Consider the following 21207-nt stretch of genomic DNA (forward strand, 5'->3'; position numbering starts at 1 on the left):
TCCTCCCGTACGGGGCCGGGGGACCGGCGCGCCCGGAGCGCCCCGGCGCGCGGAAGCGGGACCGCGCCGGGGCCCGGGGACACCCCGGCCGGGCGGGGCGCCGGAGCGCGGGGATCCTGACCGGAGGGGCGGGCCGCCCCGGGAACTCTGCCTGTCGTGCACGCCGTTGGGCCTCCTCGTCGTGCGGATGCTACGTCGGGGAGCGCGGCTGCGGGGAGCGTCGCAGGTGGCGGTGGCAGACGCGGGGGCGCCGGACGCGCCGGACGGGCCGGGGGCGGCGCGGCGATCGGCGCGGTCGGGGCGGGCCCGATGGCGCGCACCGGCGCGGGCGCGCTGCCCGGCGGCGCCGCCGTGGCCATCGGGAGCAGCGGCGCGCGGGGGGCGCGCGACAGGGAGTGCGTACGCCCCGGGCGCGGGTCGGTTCCGCCGCGCCTGCCGGTCAGATGCCGGAGCTGGGGAGGAGCTGGATGGCGTCCGGGTCGTACCGGAACCAGCGGGCCGGATCGCCGCCGGCCGCCGTCCGCATCCGGCACCACCGGTCGCCGTCCTCGTCCGTCCACCAGGCGGTGATCCGGCCCACCGACCAGCGGCCGTCCGGGTACCGCACCTCGACGGGCTGGTAGACCCATCGCACCTCCGCCTCCGGCGGCGGACAGTCCCAGCTCGGGAGCGTGCACCTCGTCGCCATCTCCCCCTCCGAAAAAGCCGGTTGCCCTTGTGTGGACGTCCAGCGTACCGGCAATATCTACAGCTTTGTAGAACTTGCTCGCGGTGAGATCAACGGATCGGGCGCGTTGCCGCGCGGCAACGGCCACCGGGTGCGGCGGGGGTGCGCGCCCCGGGGAGCCCACCCCTCAGAGCGGCGTCGCGGCCTTGAGGATGAGGACGAGGGCGATCGTGGAGTTCAGGGAGGCGAGGGCCGACGTGGCGGTCCCGGCGGCGGCGACGAGCGCGGCGAGGCCGGTCGGGGTCAGCGCGGGCGGCCAGCCCCGGGCCGGCGGGACGGGCGCGAGCAGCGCCGCCACCCGCCGCGGCACCGGTCCGGTCTCCGCCGCGGCGAAGTGCGCCAGTTGCGGATGGGGGGCGCCCGCCCGGCCCACGAGCGCCGCCTTGCCGATCGCGTGCGCCGTCACCCGGCGGTCGCCGACGGCCCGTGCGGCCTCCTCGTCGGCCCAGCGCTCCGTGGCGTACGCCACCGCCGGGCGGAGCGGCAGCAGCAGCGGGTTGAGGCAGCCGGCCAGCCGTACGGCGAGCAGATAGCGGTGGTGATGGCAGTCCAGATGCGCCCGCTCGTGCGCGAACAGGGCCCGCCGCTCCGCGCCGCCGAGGCTGTCCAGCATCCCCTGCGACACCACGATCCGCCCCGGCCGGGCGCCCCGCCCCGGGCGGCCCGGGGTGCCCGGCACGGCGTACGCGTACGGTGCCGCGTCCGGGAGTACGGCGGGGTCGCTCCCCGGGGGCAGCGCGGCGAGCGCGTCGTGGGCGCGGGCCCGGATGCGGCGGTGGCGGCGCAGCGCCCCGGCGACCGTGACCGCCGCGGCGGTCAGCGCGAGGATGGCGGTGCTCCCGGCGATCTCCACGCCCGGCACCGCCGTGCGGACCTCCGGGTCGGACCAGCCGTCCGGCAGCGGGTTGCCGGGTAGCTGCGCCGTCCCGACGACCATCAGCAGCCCCAGGCAGAGCGTGCTGCACACCGCGAGGACGGCGGCGAGCAGGGTCAGCAGGCGGGTGGTGACGCGCGGGTGGAGGTGCTGGCCGGCGAGTTTGGCGATCGGCAGCGCGGTGAGCGGCAGGACCAGCGGGAGGAAGACGAAGAAGCCCACCGGTCAGTCCCCGCCGGGTGCCGGGCCGCCGGGGCCTTCGCCGTCCAGGAGGGCGCGCAGCACCTGCTCGTCGTGGGCGGACAGCGCCGAGACGAAGCTGGTCAGGACGGCGTCGCGGTCCGGTTCGCCGTCCAGGACCCGGCGCATCCGCAGCGCCGCGAGCCCCGCCTCGTCGGCGGCGGGCGTCCAGAGGTAGGCGCGGCCGGAGCGCTCCCGGGTGACGGCCTTCTTGGCGTGCAGCCGGGACAGGATCGTCATCACCGTCGTGTACGCGAGGTCGCCGCCGAGCCGTTCCTGCACCCAGGCGGCGGAGACCGGCTCCGGCGCGTGGTGCAGCGCGGTCAGGACCTGCGCCTCCAGCTCACCCTGGCCGCGGCGGCGGGCGCGCTCCGGGCCGCCCGCGCCGTACCCGCCGGAGGCGTCCGCGCCACCGGAACCGCCGCGTCCGGAGGGCGCGCCGAGCGCTCTTCCGAAGGATTTCCCGCCCATGCCGTCGCCTCCCGCCGTGCCGGGCGTCCCGGGGCCGGGACGTCGGGGCATCTTACGACCGCGCCCCGCGGTCCGCGCCGGGCGGCCGGTTCCGCCGTACGGGCCGGGGGCCGTAGGGGGAGGGCCACGGCCCCCGGCCCGTGCGGGGCGGGCCGTGGAGGGGGAGCCGTAGGGGAAGCCCCGTGGGGGACTTCCCGTACGGGGTGGGCCGTAAGGGAAGAGCCCTACGGGTCGGGCCCTTCGGGGTCACCCGTGGTGGACCGGCCCCGGTTCGCCGCAGCAACTTCTACACTCCTGTAGATTTTAACTCCGTGTGCCGCACCTGTCCCGCCCGTTCACCCGGGCGTCGGCGGGGCGGTGCCGTGCCCACCTCATAGCCCTCATAGCTCTGAACCCGATACGCCGGTCCGTGCGCGGCGCGCCGCGCGGCCGGGCGCCGCGTGCGTCCGGCCCGGGCCCGGACCGGCACAGCACTGGAGGTAAACCATGGGAGTCTCGCTGGCCAAGGGCGGCAACGTCTCGCTGTCGAAGGAGGCGCCGGGCCTGAGCGCGGTCACCGTCGGCCTCGGCTGGGACGTGCGGACGACGACGGGTGCCGACCACGACCTGGACGCGAGCGCCCTGCTCTGCACCGAGGCGGGCAAGGTCGTCTCGGACCTGCACTTCGTCTTCTACAACAACCTGACCAGCCCGGACGGCTCGGTCCAGCACACCGGCGACAACCTCACCGGTGAGGGCGAGGGCGACGACGAGTCGATCAACATCAACCTCACCGATGTCCCCGCCGAGGTCGCGAAGATCGTCTTCCCGGTCTCCATCCACGACGCGGAGAGCCGTGGCCAGAGCTTCGGTCAGGTCCGCAACGCCTTCATCCGCGTCATCAACCGCCGCGACGGCGCCGAACTGGCCCGCTACGACCTGAGCGAGGACGCCTCCACCGAGACCGCCATGGTCTTCGGTGAGCTCTACCGCCACGGCGGCGAGTGGAAGTTCCGCGCCGTCGGCCAGGGCTACGCCTCCGGCCTCGCCGGTATCGCCGCCGACTTCGGCGTCAACGTCTGAGGCGCCGCCGCACCGCGCGGCCGGAGCACCGGCAGCATCAGCCCGGCCCTGTACGGGAAGTCCGTACGGGACCGGGCGGACGCGTACGTAGGGGCGGTTCCGTACGGGGGATGCCGTACGGAACCGCCCCTACGTGGCGTCCGGGCCGATCGGGACCCTTACGGGCCGGTGGCCGGTCCCCTACGGGTCCGGCGCCGGGTCGGCCGGTCCCCTACGGGCAGGCGTCGGCCGGGCCGGTCCCCTGACGGGACCAGTCCCCTGACGCGACCGGCCCCGGGCCGTCAGAGGTCGAACTCGCCCGGGTTGATGTCCAGGGCGAAGCACGCCTCGCGGACCACGGCCTGCTCGGTCTTGTCGAAGTCGCCGTCCGCGCCGCCGATGACGATGCCGATCTGGATCACCGCACGCGCCTCGACCGGCTTCTTCTTCACCTTGCCGATCTCCTGCATCACGGCGACCTTGCCGAAGTCGAAGTCGGCGGTCAGCTTGTCGAGGTAGCCGTCGAAGCGCCGCTGGAGGTCGTCCGCCGCGAAGTTCTGGAGCACCTCGTTGGTGGCGATCAACTGCGCCACCCGGCGCCGCTCGGACGGGTCGATCGTGCCGTCGGCGGCCGCCACCAGCGCGCACATCGCCATGGAGGCGTCCCGGAAGGCGCCGCTCTTGAGGTCGTTCTTCTTGGCGACGAGCTGGGTCTGCATCGTCTGGGCGGAATCCTTGATCCGGTCCCACAGGGCCATCGGGATCTCCTTGTCGTCGTCGTCCGTTGTTCCGTGTGCCGGTGCTCCGGCGCAGGGGCGGGGCGGGCGGCGCGGTCCCCCGGTGCGGGCACCGTCACGCCCGGCCGACCGGCAGCCGTTTTGGTCATGCGTAGGTAAAATCTACAGGCATGTAGAAGTTCGCGGCCGGGGAGGTCCGCAAAGGGCGGGAGTGACCCCTTCCGGGAGCCCTCGCGGCTCCCCGGGCGGGCCCGCCCCGCACCCCGCCGGTACCGGCTTCCGCCCAGGGCATTCCGCCCCATACAGGGCAAGTCGGGGTTACGGTGGAGTGACCGGAGACCGTGTGCGCCGGCCGAGGCGTACACCCGGCCCTCCTTCCGGGAGACGGGGCGGCGCACGGAGCCCGGCCCGCGCCTCTCGCGGGCGGTCGCACCACCCGCGGGCGAGCCGCGCGGCCATGAGGCCCGAAGCGCCGGCCCCGAGTGAGGTGAGCGCGATGCAGACCGCCGTGAGCGTCCTCGTCCTGCTGGCACTGATCGCCCTGGGCGTCCTGTTCCTCGCCCGGGTCAACGCCCAACGGGCGGGCCGGATGGCGACCCACAAGTACGCGACGCTGCAACCCTCCTTCCGCCTCCGGATGCGCAAGTGGCCGCACGGCGGCGGCAGCCGCCCCGGACCGCACGCCGCCGGACCCCCGCCGCCCACCTCCGGCGGGCGCGGCGACGACCGGACCACCGGCCGCGGCGGCGACCGGACCACCGGAACCTGACCGCGGCGTCCGCCGCCCCGCGCCATGAACCCCGCCGCCACCGGGACCGCCCGCCGCCCCGCCCGCCCCGCACCCCCGCCCGTCGCCCGGCTCGCCATCGCGCCCGCCCCCGCCGCCGGCACCGCCCGCCGCGTCGACGGCGTCTGGTGGCCGCACTCGGCCGACCTGGAGGCCGAACTCCCCGAACTGCTCCCGGCGTTGCCCTTCGACTGGCCCCGCATCACGCACGCCACCGCGAACGGCGCGCTCTGGGCGCCGCTGCCCACCCTCACGCTCGTCGCCGGCCACGTCATCCGCCTGCGCCGCCTCCCCGACCGCCCGGGGCCGCCCACCCTCTGCCTGGTGGCCGCCGGTCTCGGCCGCTGGGACCTGCGCGTGCTGCCGCCCCGTACCGCCGAGGACGAGGCCGTACGCGTACTGGCGGGCGTCGCCACCGGGGCGCTCCCGGCCGACGCGCCCGTGCCGGGTGCGGACGCGGGGCCCCGCCGCCCGGAGCGCCCGGGGGCGGCCCGGCTACGCGACCCCCGCGCGCTCCGCAACCGCTGACGGCTGCCGGTACCCGCCCGCCGTGGGACACCGGGCGCCGCGGCTACTGCGGTCGGGTGGTGTTGATCCGAAGAACGGCACCGCGTGTGCGTCGCTCCTCCGATCCTCCCATTGCGTATTCATCATGAGAAAGCACCACAGAACCGGCAGAACGAAAAGCGGTGGCCCACCGCCGCGTTCCCGGTCCGGTGGCTGCGGTGCATCCCGTACCGACCGACATCCCGGCGGCCGACCGCCGGTACGTGAACGAAAGCGAGGGACCATGGCTGCGTCCAAGGTCATGAAGTTCTGGGCGGTGTGCCTTGCCGTACTCGGCAAGCTGCTGGCGACGTTCCGCTACGCCGCCCCCGGTGCGGCCGCCTGCCGCCGCGCCGCCCGGTACGGCGACTCCCTGTACGGCGCCACCCCGTACGCCCCGGCGCTCCGCACCACCACACGCGCCCCCCTCGCTCCCTGCACGCCGGCGCCACGCACCGCACCCGGCGCCCCGCGCACCGCGTACGCACCGCCGGTGGCGGTGGCGGCGGTACCGGTGGCGGCGGGCGATCCCGGCCCCGCACCCGGCGGCCCCGCGACGGCGCCCACGGCCCGGACCGCTTCCGCAGGCGCCTCCTCCGTACCCGCCACCTCCGCACCGGTCGCCGCGCCCGCCGCCGTCACCCCCGCCGCCCGCCGGGCACCCGAGGACCACTTCCTCCCCGAACCGCTGCCGGCGCCCCGCGCCCGGCTGCTGCCCGCGGCACCGTTCCTCCCCTCGCCCCGTATCGCGAGCCCCCGCGTACCGGAGCTGCGCGCCTACGACGGGCCGCAACTGCCGCCCACGCTCAAGCAGCGCATCCGGGCCGAGGCGCACGGCTCCTCACCCACCACCCGCAGCCGTCTCGCCACCGGGACCGAACCCTCACGCACCGTCCCGGCGGACGACCCGCACGGCGCCCCCGCGGCCGCCCGGTCCGCGGCCACCATTCCGGCGGCCCGCAGCCGCGAGCACACCGCCTGTACGACCTGACGGGTCCGACGCCACCGGGCGACACCCCGGACCCACGCCACATGCGCGGCGCTTCCGAGCGCCGCGCGGCGGTGTGCCCGGAGGGGGCGGGGGCGCGCGACCGGCCGGGGAGGTCGGGGAGACGTAGGGGGTGAGCGGGGGATGGATCAGGGGAGCCCGGCGCGTGAGGTGGCCGCGTCGGGGGATGAGGGACGGGGGGCGTACGCGAGTCGTACGGGCCGGGCGGCGGGGTGAGGCGGCCGGGCCCGTGCCGGAGCGTGAGTGCGTGCCTGCCGGCCCGTCGGGGTTCGGGAGGTCGGGCTCTCGGAGACCGGGGCCCGGGGGGGGCCGGGATTGCTGAGGTCAGGTGGCTGAGCCGCCTGGCCTTGTGTGCGTCCGTGTGACGCCGGGGGCGCCCGGTTCTGGGAGCGCGTCTGTGCGGCGCCGTTCTGTGTTCCCGTTCCTACGGAGAGCGTTCCGGCGCTCACGTCTCTACGGGCCTGTGTCCGTGCCTATGCCTGTGCTCGTGCCTATGCCTGAGCCCGTCCCTGTGCTCGTACTTGTGCTGAGCGTGCCGGTACGGCGGAGAGCGCCCGTATCCTCGCCCGGCCGCGCTTCGGCCCGTGCTCGCGGGATCTGGCCCGCCCGGGCGCCTGCCCCCCCCGTGCGGTGCCTGTCGTCGGGCGCCCACCGTGCGGCGCCCGTAGTCGGCGTACGCCGCTCCCAGCAGGCCGCCGCGAACCCGTCCGCCCGACCCGTCGTTTCCCGCCACGCAGGCCCTCGTACGCGCCGCGCGGCGCGCGTCTCTACACCTGGGTCCGCGGTGTCGCCACCCGACCCTCCCCGCCACCCCTGGCGACGGCCTCCCGCTACGGCGGGAGCGTGGCGGGGAAACGGATCAACCCGCCCTGGAAATGGGCAGGTTGGAGTTTTTCCCCGGCCGTTGCTCCGATGCGGCCTCCGCGCCGGGAAAGCCGCCTTCCGGAACGTCCCGTGTGCTTCCGCAACAGCGGCCGACCGGGTGAAACACGCGCATTTCAGGCTCAGCAGACGTGCCGAAAAGCATATTGCCCGGTTTCTTGGGTCGTGCCCACGGCCGTGGCGGACATCGCGTCACGGCGTCGCCGGAGCATGGAGGAAAGCCGTCATGTCGTCAGCTCTTGCCAAACGGTCCGTCGGAACCGTCCTGTACATGCTGGTCGTTGTCCTGAGCACGCTCGGCCTCGGCGGCCAGAGCGCCACCGCCGCGGCCCCCGCGGCACCGGTCGGACCGGTCGCCCCCGTGGGCACCGACTGGGACCGCATCGCCCACTGCGAGAGCAGCGGCAACTGGCACATCAACACCGGCAACGGCTACCACGGCGGCCTCCAGATCGCCCCCTCCACCTGGCGGGCCTACGGCGGCAAGAAGTACGCCCCGCGCCCCGACCTCGCCACGAAGTCCCAGCAGATCGCCGTCGGCGAACGTATCCGCAACGACCGCGGTCTCCAGCCCTGGCCCAACTGCGGCCGCTTCGGCGCGACCGGCTCGTCCGACGGCGTCAGCAAGGCCACCCCGGAACGCCCGGTCACCAAGCCCGCCCCGGCCCCGCAGGCCCAGCGCCCCTCGCACTCCCAGGTCCACCGCCAGCACGGCACCACCGCGCACCGGCAGCAGAGCTCCCTCACCGGCAGCGGCTACGTGGTCCAGCCCGGCGACTGCCTCTCCGTCATCGCGCAGCGCGCCCACACCCCCGGCGGCACCCAGAAGCTGTACGAACTCAACCGCCACACGCTCGACGAAGGCCCCGACCACATCTACCCGGGCCAGCGTCTGAAGCTGCGCGCATGAGCCGGGGAGAGGTGACCGGGGCCGTGGAGCCGACCGCCCTGGAGCCGGGGACCGGGGAGACCGGTGTCCCGGGAGCGGGTCCCGCCGAAGGGTTCGGCACCCTGGGATCAGTGGCCGCCGACCGGGTTGACGAAGGTGCCGGGGTGCGTGGCAGCGGACTGGTCGAGGATCGAACCGCCGAAGGACCACTGAAGCTGGAAGTGCTTGGTCTCGTTCGGGGGCGTGATCGTCACCATGCCGGGGGTGACCTGATTGCCGCTGGAGTCGGTGCTCGGCAGCAGGGAGATCGTGAAGTTGGTGTGCTCACCGGGCTTGAGGGTGACGGTGGGGGTCGCCTGGTTGGAACGGCGCAGGTCCCAGGAGCTGCCCTCGGTACCGCTGATGTTGACGCCCGGGAAGCCCTTGATCGTGCAGGTCGAGCTGCCGATGTTCTTCAGCCAGACCGCCGCGGTCTGCTGCTCGCCGCTCTTCATGTCGGGCACACCGCCACCGTCGGCGCCCCAGCCGGCCTGGAGACCGTCGGTGTGGCAGCGCTCCGTACCGCGCGGGGCCGAATCACCGGACTGCGCGGGCTTCCCCGCGGACGCCGGCGCACCCTCGTCGGTCGACTTACCGGCATCCGCGCCGTTGGCCTCCGCCGGGCCGCCCTTACCGGCGTCCTGACCGGCGGCCGTTTCCGCGGCGGCGGTCGGCGAAGCCTTGTCCGCACCACCCTCCTGGCAGGCGGTCAGGCCGATCGCGGCAGCGGCGATCAGGGAGGCGATGGCGGTCTTGCGGGCCAGACGGAGCGTGGTGTGGCGCGACATGGGGTTCCCCTCGTGGTTGATGCTGGTGCTGCGGCCCGTTCCTCCGTTCCGCACCCACTACATTGCCGACGCGCCCTGGTGATCCACTAACAGCGCACTAACGTCCGGACAGCACGCGAAACCCACGCCCCGCAGCGCCCCACTACGCCACTGAACAGTGGTGATGCCCCTTTTCCGCGAGGAAGACGGCGAAGTGCCACCGCGCGTTCCCCCTCCGCCGCCCCTGTCGCGACCGCCTCCTGGGAAGAGTCGCTCCGTACCTGCCTCCCGACGGGATCGGTGCTCCGTATCCGCCTCCTGACGGGAGCCGTTCCGCGCCTGCACCGGCGTCTGCACCGTGACGGAAGCCGGAGCGTGTCCTCCCCTGGCGGGAGCCGTCCGGAGACCCGGCAGGTCCGGGCCCTGGGGCCGTCGACCGGCCCGACGTCCGGGACGGCCGTCACCGACCGCCCCGGGAGCCGCTACCGTCCCGCGACCGCCTCCGCCAGCGCCAAGACGCGGCGGGCGTCCTCCACATGGAGGTTCTCGATCATGCGGCCGTCGACGGTGACGACGCCGCGGCCCTCCCGCGCCGCCTCGTCGAACGCCTCGATGATCCGCCGGGACCGCTCGACCTGAGCCTCCGACGGCGCGAACACCTCGTTGCACGGACCGACCTGCGCGGGATGGATCAACGTCTTGCCGTCGAAGCCCAGCTCACGCCCCTGGACGCACTCCGCCTCGAAACCGGCGAGATCCTTCACGTCGTTGAAGACGCCGTCCAGGATCACCTTGCCGCTCTCACGGGCCGCCAGCAGCGCCAGGGAGAGACCGGTCAACAGCGGCGCACGACCCGGCACATGCTCGGCGTGCAGCTCCTTCGCCAGGTCGTTGGTGCCCATGACCAGCACCGACAGCCGCTCCCCGGCGGCAGCCACCTCCCGGGCGTCCAGCATCGCCCGGGGCGTTTCGAGCATCGCCCAGATGGCCGTGTGCTCCGGCGCGCCGGCCGCCTCCAGGGCCCGCTCCACCTCCCGTACGGTCGCGGCCGATTCGACCTTCGGCACCACGACGGCGTCCGGACCGGCCGCGGCGGCGGCCCGCAGATCGTCGGCGTGCCAGGCGGTACCGGGGCCGTTGACCCGGATCGTCACCTCGCGGTGGCCGTACGCACCGGAGGCGGCGGCCGCGGCGACCCGTTCGCGGGCGGCGGCCTTCGCGTCCGGCGCCACCGCGTCCTCCAGATCGAGGATGAGCGCGTCGGCGGGGACCGACTTGGCCTTCTCCAGGACGCGTTCGTTGGCGCCGGGCATGTACAGCACGGAGCGGCGGGGCCGCAGCGCGGGACCGGTCACCGTACTCACTCCTCTCCGGCCGCGTCGTACGCGGCGCGCAGCTCGGGGTCGCGGGCGGCGAGCGCTTCCGCCAGCTCGACCACCACCTGGCACTGCTTGAATGTCGCGTCGTCCTGCATCTTGCCGTCGAGCATCACCGCACCGGTGCCGTCGCCCATCGCCTCGATGACCCGGCGGGCCCAGCGGACCTCGTCCGGCGACGGCGAGAAGACCTTCTTCGCGATGCCGATCTGCACCGGGTGCAGGCTCCACGCCCCGACACAGCCCAGCAGGAACGCGTTACGGAACTGGTCCTCGCAGGCGGTGGTGTCCTTGATGTCCCCGAACGGCCCGTAGTACGGCAGGATCCCGTGCGCCGCACAGGCGTCGACCATCCGCGCGAGGGTGTAGTGCCACAGATCCTGCTGGTACGTGGCCCGGGGCGCGTCCGCGTCCTGGGCGTCGGGGTCCTCGCGGACGAGGTAGCCGGGGTGGCCGCCGCCGACGCGGGTGGTCTTCATCCGGCGGCTGGCGGCGAGGTCGGCCGGGCCGAGGGAGATGCCCTGCATCCGGGGGCTGGCCCCGGCGATCTCCTCGACATTGGCGACGCCGGTGGCGGTCTCCAGGATGGCGTGCACCAGGATCGGCCGCCGGACTCCGGCCTTCGCCTCCAACTGCGCCAGCAGCCGGTCGACGTAGTGGATGTCGGCGGCGCCTTCGACCTTCGGCACCATGATGACGTCGAGCTTGTCGCCTATCGCGGTGACCAGCGTCAGCAGATCGTCGAGGACCCACGGCGAATCGAGGCTGTTGATCCGCGTCCACAACTGGGTGTCGCCGAAGTCGGTGGCGCGGGCGATCTCCACCAGTCCGTCCCGCGCGGCCTCCTTGCGGTCGGCGGCGACCGCGTCCTCCAGATTGCCGAGCAGGACATCGACGGTGGGGGCGATGGCGGGGATCTTCGCGGCCATCTTCGCGTTGCCCGGGTCGAAGAAGTGGATCATCCGTGACGGGCGGAACGGCACCTCCCGTACCGGCGTCGGCGCCCCGACAGCCAGCGGGCGGAAGAAGTCCTTCGGAGAGCGCATGCAGTCTCCCTGGTCGGATCGAGGGTTCCGGGGGCCGCCCGCGCGCACGAACGCCGACGGCGTGCGGCTCACTCTAGGCGGGCGTCCCGCGGATGCTACTGATCAGTATGTGTGCCGTTGGTCACCGCCCGCGCATGCCCCGGCGGGTGCCGCGGGCGGTGCGCGGACGGCCCGGCGGGGCTCGGCGTCACACCCGCGAGGCGGTCGCTGCGGGGGTGCCGGCCGGGCGGCCCGGGACCGGTATCAGGCGGTAGGCGTCGCCCTGGGCCCGGACCAGCCCGCCGGTGGGTGGCGGGAAGTGGGTGCCCAGGAGCAGGGTGCCGGTCCCGTCGAGGGAGGCGAGGAGGGTGCGCCGGGTGGCCACGGCCAGCTCGGGGTCGGTGTCCACGCAACTGCCCAGCGCGGGGTGGCCCAACTGGACGGGGTGGTGCACGCAGTCGCCGGTGACCAGGGCCGTGCCCGTGCGGCCGCGCAGCTCGACGGCGACGTGGCCCGGGGTGTGGCCGGGGGTGGGCAGCAGGCGGATGCCCGGCGCGATCTCGGTGCCCGCCGCCGGGACGTCGACGAGGTCGAACTGTCCGGCGTCCCGGACCGGGTGGACGGAGTCGCGGAACATCTGCCGGCGGGCGTCATCCATCTCCGCCGTGGCCCAGTGGTCCCACTCGCGGCGGGACGTCACATAGCGGGCGCGGGGGAAGGTGGGGCGCCAGTCGCCGTCATCGAAGCGGGTGTTCCAGCCGACGTGGTCGGTGTGCAGATGGGTGAGGAGCACCAGGTCGACGGTGTCCGGCGGGAAACCGGCGGCTTCCAGGCGGGCGAGGTAGTCGGTCCGCAGGCCGTTCCAGGCGGGGTTGGCGCGGGTCTTGCCGTTGCCGATGCCGGTGTCGATCAGTACGCGCAGATCGCCGACGGCGCAGGCGAAGGTGTGGCTGCTCAGACGCAGGATCCCGGCGTCGTCGGCGAAGTCGGGCCGCAGCCACGGGGTGTGGCTCACCAGCTCCGGGGTGGCGGAGGGCAGCAGCCAGGGGCCCGTCCGCGGGGGCAGCGCCACCTCGTCGACGCGGTGGAGGGTGAGGCCGCCCAACTCCCAGGCGGGCGCGGTCGGCAGGGACGGGCGAGGCGCGGGTGCCGGATGCCCGGGCGGGCGGGGTGCGGGCGCGGGGCCCGCCGTCTCCCCTTCCTCCCTCCCCGGCCTCTCCCTCTCTTCCGTCCCGCCGTGGCCGGGCGCCGGGCGGGGGTGGTGGTGCGGGTGTGCCGTGGTCTGCCGGGGTGTGGGGGTGAGGGGAACCATCTCTCGCGCCTCTTTCGTTCGCCGTAAAAGCAATCTGTTTGCGTTAGAGGACGCTAGCGCCTACTCTCAGCTAACGCAATGATTTAGCTTTAGCTCGATCGGGTGTCGGCTCCGGACCGCAGGTCGGTCCAACCGCGCCTGTACGGAGGGGAGTTCATGGACAGCGCGAACGAGAGGGCGGAAGGCGGTGCGCCCGCCGCGGGCGTCACACCGGCCGCGTCCCCCGCGACCGCGGAGGACGGCCGGCCGCCCTCTCCCGGCTTCACCGCCGGGGAGGCCGCGCGGGCGGTGGCCCGGACCGGGCTGCGGCTTCCGGTGGAGCGGCAGGCCGAGGTCGCCGCCGTCGCGAGCCACCTCCACACCGTCCTGCACGTCCTGCGCGAGCTGGACCTCGGGGAGACGCCCCCGGCCCACCACACCACCGAACGGGAGCCCGTCGATGCACCCCGCTGACCTGACGCTGACCGAGGCGTCCGCCGCCGTGCGGGCGCGGGAGCTGTCCCCGGTCGAGCTGACCGCCGCCGTCCTCGACCGCCTCGACGCCGTACAGTCCCGCCTCGGGCCCTACGCCGCCGTCACCCCCGACGCGGCGCGCGCGGCCGCCGCCCGCGCCGCGTCCGAGAGCGCGGCCGGGCGCCACCGGGGCCCGCTGCACGGCATACCGTTCGGGCTGAAGGACCTGATGGACGTCGCGGGGATGGCGACGGCCGCCGGATCCCGGGTGCGGGCCGGTCACCGCGCGGCCGCCGACAGCACGGTGGCCGCCCGTCTCGCCGATGCCGGTGCCGTCCTCCTGGGCAAGACGCACACCCATGAGTTCGCCTATGGGCTGATCACCCCGCAGACCCGGAACGCCCGGGACGGGAGCCGGATAGCCGGCGGGTCGAGCGGCGGGTCCGCGGTCGCCGTGGCCACCGGCGCCGCCACCTTCGCCCTGGGTACCGACACCGGTGGTTCCATCCGGGTCCCCGCCGCGCTCAACGGCGTCGTCGGACTCAAGCCGACCTACGGCCTCGTCCCGCGGCGCGGGGTGACCTCGCTGTCCTGGTCGCTGGACCACGTCGGCCCGCTCACCCGCACGGTGTCCGACGCCGCCCTCGTCCTCGGTGAGCTGACCGGCCCCGGGCACGCCCCCGTCCTCCCGCCCCCGGACGGCGACCTGGCCGGCCTGCGGATCGGCGTGCCGGACAGCTACTACTTCGACCACGTCAGCCCCGAGGTCGAAGCCGCCGTCCGGACCGCCCTCGACCGGATGGCGGGGCTCGGCGCCGAACTCGTCGCCGTCCGGACCCCGATGGCGCGCTACGTCCAGGCCGTCCACTGGGGGCTGATGGTCCCGGAGGCGACCGCTTACCACGAGGCCACTCTGCGCACCTCACCCGAGCTGTACGGGCCGGACGTCCGGGTGCTGCTGGAGGCCGGGACGACGGTCGCCGCGGCGGATCATCTGCGGGCCCGGCGGGCCCAGGCGCTGATGCGGGAGGCGTGGATACGTCTCTTCGAGCGGGTCGACGTCGTCGCCGCGCCGACCGTCCCGACGACCGCCACCGAGGTGGGCCGGTCCGCCGTGACCTGGCCGGACGGCACGGTGGAGAGCGTCTCCGACGCGTACGTACGCCTCTGTGCGCCGGCCAATATCACCGGGATACCCGCCCTGACCCTGCCCGTGGGTGAGGACACCGCCGGGCTGCCCATAGGCATGCAGCTCATGGGCCCTCCCCTGGGGGAGCCGGTGGTGCTGCGCACCGGGCACGCCTACGCCGTCCGGTACGGCGCCCCGACCGCCGTGGCTCCGTGATCCGGGGCGTCCGGGGCGGGCGGAACGCAACGATGTTGCTTTAAGGTGGCGTCATGAGTCCCAAGGCCATGGCGCGCCCCGGCGGGCGCAGCGCGCGCGTGCAGGAGGCGGTGCACACCGCCGTGCGGGAACTCGAAGCCGAGCAGGGCCGCGCCAAGCTGACCGTTCCGGCGATCGCGGCCCGTGCGGGCGTCACTCCGTCGACGATCTACCGCCGCTGGGGCGATCTCCATGAGCTGCTGTCGGACGTCGCGGTCGAGCGGCTGCGCCCCGAGGCGCCGCCGTCCGATCACGGTGCGCTCCGCGCCGATCTGACCGCCTGGGCCCGGCAGTTCCTCGACGAGATGGCCTCGCCGCCCGGCCGCGCCTACGTCCGCGACGCACTGCTGGGCGACCCCGACGGCTCCCACGCCGGGCAGTGCTCGGCCTACGCCGCAGGGCAGGTCGAGACGATCCTCGCCCGCGCACTGGAGCGCGGCGAGACCACACCACCCGTGGAGACGGTCATGGACCTCGTGGTGGCCCCGATGATGTACCGCATCCTCTTCCGCCCCGACCCGCTGACCACCGCCTACGCCGACCACCTCGTCGACACGGCCCTCGCCGCACCGGAGGAATCCGCCTGACGGCGCGGGCGGGCGGGTAGCCCGCGGCCCGGACCTGCGCGGCTCGGGCCGCGCGCCGGGCTGCACGGACCCGCGCGGTCCGGCGCACGGCCGGTCGGCCTGGCCCGCCTGCGCTCGCCGGCCCGCTTCCCTCGTCCCACGCCTGCCGCCCGCGCCTTGCCCGATGTCCGGTGCACGGCCGGTCGGCCTGTGCCCGTCGGCCCGTCCGCGGTCACGCTCTGCCCGCCGCAACTTTTCCCCGCCCAGCCCTGCGCTGCCCCGCCCAGCCCCGGGAAAGCCTCCGCTGCAGGACGCGCCCCGGAAATCCTCCGGAAATACTGGCCGCCACCTGCCGCCTGCATAGATATATGCCGTCCCCCGGCCTCTGTATATCCGCTACGGCGAACGGTGCGGCGGACGCATTCCGCCAACTGCTGAAGGCAAGGCCCCTCGGCCGGTCCGCAGGAAATACCGGACCTTGAGTGCCGTCCTTCGCCATCCACCCAACTGGTGAATGCTGGCGCGAATCCTCGCCATCATATTACCCACCGTAACAGCGGGCCCACCATGTGTGGCGAAGGCATTCCTCCTTACTGTCGGGTAAGAAGTTTCTTCGTCTATCGCGCCGCCTCGCCGCGCTCCCCGTCGATGTCCATGCGCCGTTATCGGGATTCCCCTACGGGGGAATGCGGTATCGGAGAAAGGGGATCTGTCAACGTCCGCCGGTGAGCGGTCGCGGGGTCGGAATGCTTCCGTCCGCCGCCGGATTCAGGGTCGCTCCGAGCGGCGATTCGCGGACTCCTTGCCTCGGATCGCGCATCTGACCTGCGTGGACACTGCCGATTGCCGCAAGGCGGGAGCGGTCTCCCCCTGCCGCTGTCGCCCGTGCGGGCCGCGCTCCGGGACCGTCGGAAGAGGGGACGGACTCATGTCCCCGAAAGAGGTCATGCGAGTTCGGCCATGTCCCTGGAGGGTGGCTGTGTGCGCGTACCAGGAAAGCGGTGGATGAATTGTTCGCGGAGAGTGAGGGGGTATTCCGTTCCGCCGCACAGGAATTTCGGGAAGTGAATTCCACCGGGCCCGGGTGTCCGGTTTTTGCTGCTTTGGATCCCTGGTTCGATAACGAGACATGGGCGGATGCGTGGCAGAGCGGGAAGTAAGCAGGGTGTTAACTCCCGGAGAACTGTTGACAGTCAAGATTGGCCAGTCCTACGGTTACGGCGCCCGGTCACCTGGCTGGCAGCGCGGTTCTCGGTAAAGGGAGTGGAGTTTTTCTCCCGCCCCCGTGCAATCCCTTTATTAACCGCGTGCACCACTCATTTCCCACGACAGGAGAACTGATATGCCCGCCGCTCTGCTGGAAGACTTCGACCTCGACATCCGTGAGCTCTTCGACGAGGAGGCCGGCGTCGAGACCGGTGCTCGCGCCGAGACCTCCCCGTCCGCCACGGGCATGACCTGCTGCTGCTGACCACCGGCAGCCCCGGGGCCCTGCGGCACAGCGCCGCCGGGCCCCGGACCTTTTTGAGCCGTACCCGGTAGCGGCCCGGGCCCCGGTGCCGGGCCGCCCCTCAGACGAGGAGCACGCTCAGGTGTCCCAGCAGTCCCTCTTCCATCCCGTCGGTATCGGCATGCTGCGTGCCCCCGTCCGTCCGGTGGCGGCGGCGCGCGCCACCGTCCCCGTGCCGGGGGCCGAGGGGGACGACCGGACCGTCGCCCCGGCGACCGCCCTGCGCACGCTCGCCGCCGACCCGCTGCTCCGGGAGGCTGTCGAGGTCGCCAGCCCCTCCCTCGCCGGGCTGCTCGCCCGGGTCGTCGACGACGGACAGGACATCGACCCGGAGCGGACGCACCGCGCCGTCCGGGCGCTCGCCGCCTACCGCCTCCGGATGAGCACCCGCGCCACGCCCTTCGGCCTGATGGCCGGTGTCGCCCCGGCCTCCTTCGACGCGCCCGCCGGGACCCCCGCCGAAGCCTCCGGCACGCGCCTGGGCACCGCGCACCGCCGCGCGGTGCGCCCCGACCGCGCCTGGCTGACCGGTCTCGTCACCGGATGGGAGCGGCGCCCCGGCGTGTTCCGGCAGCTCCCCCTCGTGGCCAACGCCCTCTGCCGGGTCCGCGGCGACCGCCTGATCCTGCCCTACCTGCCGCAGTCCGCCGACGAGGACGGCGCGGAGCACGGCGCCCGGCACGCTCAGGGCGTCAGCCTGAAATATTCGCGGGTGGTCGCCGCCGTCCTGGAGCTGGCCCACCGGCCCGTCCTGGGCTCAGCGCTGGCGGCGGAGCTGCGGGAGCGGTTCCCGGGGGCCACCGAGGAGGCCGTCGACAGCCTCCTCGCCCAACTCATCGGCAAAGAGGTCCTGCTGACCGGCGCCCGGCCGCCGCTGGAGGAGACCGATCCGCTCGGCCACGTACTGCGGTCCTGCGCCGCGGTGGACCCCGAGGCGCTGCCCGAGCGGGTGGAACTCGCCGCCGTCCAGAAGGAGATGGCGTATTACGCCGGGCGGCCTTTCGGGGACGGGCGGGCCGAACTGCGGGCGGTCACCGACCGGATGCGGAGGCTGCGCCCCGGCACCGATCTGCTCCATGTCGATGTGGCGCTCGACGCCCGGGTGCGGCTGCCCGCCGCCGTCGCGGAGGAGGCCGCCCGTGCCGCCGCGCTGCTGTGGCGGCTCTGCCCGGACGATGGCGGCCCCGCCCACCTGCACGAATACCAGCAGGCGTTCCTGGACCGCTACGGCACCGAACGGGACGTCCCGCTCACCGAACTCCTCGACCCGGACACCGGGCTGGGGGCGCCCGCAGGCTACCGGCGCCCTTCGAGCAACCGGACCGCGCCGCCGTGGAAGCCCGACCGGGACCGGGACCAGATCCTCGCAGCCCTCGCGCAGGAAGCGCTGCTGTCCGGCGCGTCCGAGGTGGTGCTGGACGACGACCATCCCGCCGTACGGCTCCTGGCGAAGGACACCGGCAGGCCGCCGGAGTCGCTGGAACTCCTCGGCCATCTGCAGGCCGCCGACCCGGAGGCGCTGGCCCGGGGAGACTTCCGGTTCGTACTGGCCAGCGCCGTGCCCCAGGCCGGACGGCTGCCCGGCCGGTTCGGCTACCTCTTCGACGGGCCGGACGGGGACGCCGTCGCCGCGCTGGCCCGCTCCGGCGGCACCGCGGCCGATCCGGAAGCCCTCTCCGCCCAGGTCGCCTTCCGGCCCAGCCGTCCGCGCGTCGCCAACGTCTCCCAGGCCCCGCGGTGGCTGGAGCGCCTGCTGCCCGTCGGCTGCTTCGCCGATCCCGGCGACCCGGCCGTCCTGGACCCGCGTGACCTGGCCGTACGGACCGATCTCGAACGCCTCCACCTGGTGGAGCGGGCCACCGGCCGGCCCGTGCGACCGGCCGTCTTCCACGTCCTCAACCAGGAGTGGGACATGCCCAACATGGCCCGCTTCCTCTGCGAGATCGCCGACAGCGGGCGGCGCCGCTGGCAGTCGTGGAACTGGGGCGGCGCGCTCGTCCTGCCGCGGGTGCCGCGCGTCCGCTACGGCCGCGTCGTACTCTCCCCCGCGCGCTGGCGGCCCGAGGAGTCCCTGCGTGACAGGACCCTGCCCTTCGAACAGTGGTGGGAGCACTTCCGTGCCTGGCAGGCGCGGTGGCACGTCCCCGACCAGGTGCAGGTCGGCCGGTCCGACCGCTTCGTCCAGCTCGACCTGACCTCGCCCGGCCACCCGCGGCTGCTGCGGCACGAGCTGACCCGTAAGGAACCCTGCGAGATACGCGAGACGCCCGCCGGCTCCGCCGGACTCCCCGACGGCTGGCTCCGGGGGCCGGACGGCCCGCACCACGCGGAAGTCGTCGTCCCGCTGCGCGCCGCCCCCGGGGCGCTCGCCGAGGGCGCGAAGCCGCGTACCGCACGCCGTCCCGCACCCCGCCGCGCGCCGGGCGCCGTCCACCTCCCCGGCGGCGAATGGCTGTACCTCTCCCTGTACGCCCCCGCGGACCGCCACGACGAACTCCTCGCCGCCCACCTCTCCCCGCTCCTGGAAGAGCTGCCGGACGAGGTGGACCGCTGGTTCTTCCTCCGCTACATCGATGAGAACGGCCCCCACCTGCGGCTGCGCTTCCACGGCCCGGCCGCCGCGCTCGCCCGCGGCCTCCAGCCGCGGCTCCACGGGGTCACCACCGCCCTGCACACCGCCGGACTGACCCGACGGGTGCTCTGGGACACCTACGACCCGGAGCTGGAGCGGTACGGCGGCCCGGAGGCGATGGCGGCCGCCGAGCGGGTCTTCCACGCCGACAGCGTCGCCGTTCTGGAGCACCTGCGGCGCCGCCACACCCGGCGCGAGCGGACCGAACCGCTGCTGGTCGCCGCCGCGGGCTTCGCCGATCTCGCCCGCGCCTTCCAACCGGTGGACGGGACGGCGCCCTCCGCCGGCGCCGACTGGCTGCTGCGGATGATCACCAAGGACGAGGAGCGGCAGCGCGCCTTCCGCGAACGCCGTACGAAGGCCCTGCCGCTGGTGGACCCCTACCGGGCAGGCCCGGAGGACGGCGCCGACGACGCGCTGCGCGCCCTGTGGCAGCGGCGCGCCGAGGCCACCACCCGCTACGGGGCGCTCCTCCGGGACCTGGGCGAGGAGAACTGGTCGGACCCCGACCACGTCCTCAGCTCCCTGCTGCACATGCACCACAACCGCCTCGTCGGCATCGACCGCCCCGGCGAACTGCTCGCGCACGCCATCGCCCGCGGCGCCGCCCAGGCCCACACCGACCGCAGGAGGCACACCCGGTGACTTCGACCGGCGCCACCGCTGCCCAGGACCTCCGTGCCCGCTCCGCCGCCGCGGCGTTCGGGATCGCCGAGCGGCTCGCCGACCCGCAGGGCCCGGCCGCGCGGACCCCCGGCCCGGCACCGTCGAGCCTGGACGACGGCCATCCCGCGATGGCCTTGCTCTGTGCCGAACTGGGCCATGAAAGAGAGGAGTTGCGCCGCGCCGCGCATGCTCACCTGTCCGCCGGGGCGGCCCTGCTGACCGCCGCCCCGCCGCAGGCACTCTTCCGCGGCGGCGTGCCGGCCCTCGCCTTCGCGGCCCATGCGGCCCGCCGGACCCCGGACGACTACGCCGGTCTCCTCGCCCGTCTCGACACGGCGCTCGACCGCGTCACCGCCCATGCCCTGCACGAGGAGAACGCCCGCCTGGACGCGGGCCGCGCCGGGGTCGGCTACTGGCGGTACGACCTGATCAACGGCGTCACCGGACTGGCCCGCCTGCTGCTGCTCCGGTACGGCACCCACCGCGAGACGGTGTCCGAGGCGCTGACCTATCTGATCCGGCTCACCCGCCCGCTGGCCCGCGACGGCGTGCCCGTACCGGGCTGGTGGTGCCACGAAGGCCCCGGCGCCCCCGGTGAACCGCACCCCCGATACCCCCACGGCCACGTCAACTTCGGCCTCGCCCACGGCATCAGCGGCCCCCTCGCCGTCCTGGCGACCGCGCTCCGCGACGGCGTCCCCGTCCCCGGACTGCGTACCGCCGTCACCGACCTCACCGCCGAACTCCTCGCCCACCGCACCGAGGCGGGCGGCTGGCCCGCGCAGATCGCCTTGGAGCGGTACGGCACCGAGCCGCCCGAGCCGGGCCGTACCGCGTGGTGCTACGGCACGCCGGGCACCGCCGCCGCACTCCACCAGGCCGGACGCGCCCTGGGCGACGCGGAGCTGTGCGCCCTCGCCGCGGACGCCCTCGCCGACGACCTCGACCGGCCGCGCGGCGTCACCGGCCACGCCTTCTGTCACGGCCACGCCGGACTGCTCCACCTGTGCCACACCCTCACCGAGGAGGCCCCGCACCCCCGGCTCACCGCCCACCGCGACGCCCTCGCCACCCGGCTCATCGCGGCGTACGACCCCGAACTCCCCTACGGGTTCCAGGAATCGGCCACGGACGCCGAAGCCGGCACGGACGCTCCCGCCGGTCCCGGTCTCCTCACCGGCGCCGCCGGCATCGCCCTCGCCCTCCACGCGTACGCCACGGGCGCCCCGCCGCGCACCCCGTGGGACGCGGCCTTCCTGCTGCGCTGAGGCGGC

General features: G+C 74.4%; 19 protein-coding genes. 11 read left to right on the forward strand and 8 right to left on the reverse strand.

Features of this window, described 5'->3' with window-relative positions; genetic code table 11:
• Positions 1–439: 439 nt before the first annotated feature.
• From ACGH2B_RS14330 to ACGH2B_RS14340, 3 genes are all read right to left on the reverse strand, one after another.
• Positions 440–688 carry a hypothetical protein gene (locus tag ACGH2B_RS14330; RefSeq protein ID WP_399088690.1) on the reverse strand — a complete coding sequence of 83 codons (249 nt, stop codon included), beginning with the start codon at positions 686–688 and terminating at the stop codon, positions 440–442.
• Positions 689–854: 166 nt separating this feature from the next.
• Positions 855–1823, reverse strand: coding sequence for a M56 family metallopeptidase (locus tag ACGH2B_RS14335; protein WP_399088692.1), 969 nt, complete (start codon positions 1821–1823; stop codon positions 855–857).
• A 3-nt stretch (positions 1824–1826) separates the two neighbouring features.
• Positions 1827–2312, reverse strand: a complete 486-nt coding sequence (locus tag ACGH2B_RS14340) for a BlaI/MecI/CopY family transcriptional regulator (protein ID WP_399088694.1) — start codon at positions 2310–2312, stop codon at positions 1827–1829.
• A 486-nt stretch (positions 2313–2798) separates the two neighbouring features.
• Between ACGH2B_RS14340 and ACGH2B_RS14345 the strand changes: the two genes are divergently transcribed.
• Complete coding sequence (locus ACGH2B_RS14345; protein ID WP_399088696.1) at positions 2799–3374, forward strand: TerD family protein; 576 nt, start codon at positions 2799–2801, stop codon at positions 3372–3374.
• 281 nt (positions 3375–3655) lie between these two features.
• On the opposite strand, the gene ACGH2B_RS14350 is transcribed toward ACGH2B_RS14345, so the two are convergent.
• Positions 3656–4111 (reverse strand): tellurite resistance TerB family protein, encoded by a 456-nt coding sequence (locus ACGH2B_RS14350; RefSeq protein ID WP_399088698.1) that lies wholly within the window; start codon positions 4109–4111, stop codon positions 3656–3658.
• A 475-nt stretch (positions 4112–4586) separates the two neighbouring features.
• Between ACGH2B_RS14350 and ACGH2B_RS14355 the strand changes: the two genes are divergently transcribed.
• From ACGH2B_RS14355 to ACGH2B_RS14370, 4 genes are all read left to right on the forward strand, one after another.
• Complete coding sequence (locus ACGH2B_RS14355) at positions 4587–4859, forward strand: hypothetical protein (RefSeq protein WP_399088700.1); 273 nt, start codon at positions 4587–4589, stop codon at positions 4857–4859.
• 24 nt (positions 4860–4883) lie between these two features.
• Positions 4884–5405, forward strand: coding sequence for a DUF5994 family protein (locus tag ACGH2B_RS14360; RefSeq protein WP_399088702.1), 522 nt, complete (start codon positions 4884–4886; stop codon positions 5403–5405).
• 262 nt (positions 5406–5667) lie between these two features.
• The gene (locus ACGH2B_RS14365) at positions 5668–6414 is read left to right on the forward strand and encodes a DUF6344 domain-containing protein (RefSeq protein ID WP_399088704.1); all 747 of its coding nucleotides are present in this window, start codon (positions 5668–5670) and stop codon (positions 6412–6414) included.
• A 1126-nt stretch (positions 6415–7540) separates the two neighbouring features.
• A complete protein-coding gene (locus tag ACGH2B_RS14370; RefSeq protein ID WP_399088706.1) occupies positions 7541–8224 on the forward strand; it encodes a transglycosylase family protein in 684 nt (227 codons plus the stop codon).
• A gap of 107 nt (positions 8225–8331) precedes the next feature.
• Here ACGH2B_RS14370 and ACGH2B_RS14375 read toward each other — a convergent pair whose 3' ends face one another.
• From ACGH2B_RS14375 to ACGH2B_RS14390, 4 genes are all read right to left on the reverse strand, one after another.
• Positions 8332–9030 carry a DUF4232 domain-containing protein gene (locus ACGH2B_RS14375; RefSeq protein ID WP_399088708.1) on the reverse strand — a complete coding sequence of 233 codons (699 nt, stop codon included), beginning with the start codon at positions 9028–9030 and terminating at the stop codon, positions 8332–8334.
• A 461-nt stretch (positions 9031–9491) separates the two neighbouring features.
• A complete protein-coding gene (locus ACGH2B_RS14380; RefSeq protein WP_399088710.1) occupies positions 9492–10364 on the reverse strand; it encodes an HpcH/HpaI aldolase/citrate lyase family protein in 873 nt (290 codons plus the stop codon).
• 5 nt (positions 10365–10369) lie between these two features.
• Positions 10370–11431: an HpcH/HpaI aldolase/citrate lyase family protein gene (locus tag ACGH2B_RS14385; protein ID WP_399088712.1), complete on the reverse strand. Its 1062-nt coding sequence runs from the start codon at positions 11429–11431 to the stop codon at positions 10370–10372.
• Positions 11432–11618: 187 nt separating this feature from the next.
• Positions 11619–12722: an MBL fold metallo-hydrolase gene (locus ACGH2B_RS14390; protein ID WP_399088714.1), complete on the reverse strand. Its 1104-nt coding sequence runs from the start codon at positions 12720–12722 to the stop codon at positions 11619–11621.
• A gap of 156 nt (positions 12723–12878) precedes the next feature.
• Between ACGH2B_RS14390 and ACGH2B_RS14395 the strand changes: the two genes are divergently transcribed.
• From ACGH2B_RS14395 to ACGH2B_RS14420, 6 genes are all read left to right on the forward strand, one after another.
• The gene (locus ACGH2B_RS14395; protein ID WP_399088716.1) at positions 12879–13175 is read left to right on the forward strand and encodes a hypothetical protein; all 297 of its coding nucleotides are present in this window, start codon (positions 12879–12881) and stop codon (positions 13173–13175) included.
• Positions 13162–14520 carry an amidase gene (locus ACGH2B_RS14400; protein WP_399088718.1) on the forward strand — a complete coding sequence of 453 codons (1359 nt, stop codon included), beginning with the start codon at positions 13162–13164 and terminating at the stop codon, positions 14518–14520. Before ACGH2B_RS14395 ends, ACGH2B_RS14400 begins: the two co-directional genes overlap by 14 nt.
• 53 nt (positions 14521–14573) lie before the next feature.
• Positions 14574–15146: a TetR/AcrR family transcriptional regulator gene (locus ACGH2B_RS14405; protein ID WP_399088720.1), complete on the forward strand. Its 573-nt coding sequence runs from the start codon at positions 14574–14576 to the stop codon at positions 15144–15146.
• 1321 nt (positions 15147–16467) lie between these two features.
• A complete protein-coding gene (locus tag ACGH2B_RS14410; RefSeq protein ID WP_399088722.1) occupies positions 16468–16596 on the forward strand; it encodes a hypothetical protein in 129 nt (42 codons plus the stop codon).
• 121 nt (positions 16597–16717) lie between these two features.
• On the forward strand, positions 16718–19912 hold the full coding sequence (locus tag ACGH2B_RS14415) for a lantibiotic dehydratase (protein WP_399088724.1): 3195 nt from the start codon (positions 16718–16720) through the stop codon (positions 19910–19912).
• Positions 19909–21201 carry a lanthionine synthetase C family protein gene (locus ACGH2B_RS14420; RefSeq protein WP_399088726.1) on the forward strand — a complete coding sequence of 431 codons (1293 nt, stop codon included), beginning with the start codon at positions 19909–19911 and terminating at the stop codon, positions 21199–21201. The genes ACGH2B_RS14415 and ACGH2B_RS14420 overlap by 4 nt, the downstream gene beginning before the upstream one ends.
• Positions 21202–21207: the final 6 nt, after the last annotated feature.

This window comes from Streptomyces sp. BBFR2 (assembly GCF_044497305.1).
Lineage (GTDB): Bacteria > Actinomycetota > Actinomycetes > Streptomycetales > Streptomycetaceae > Streptomyces.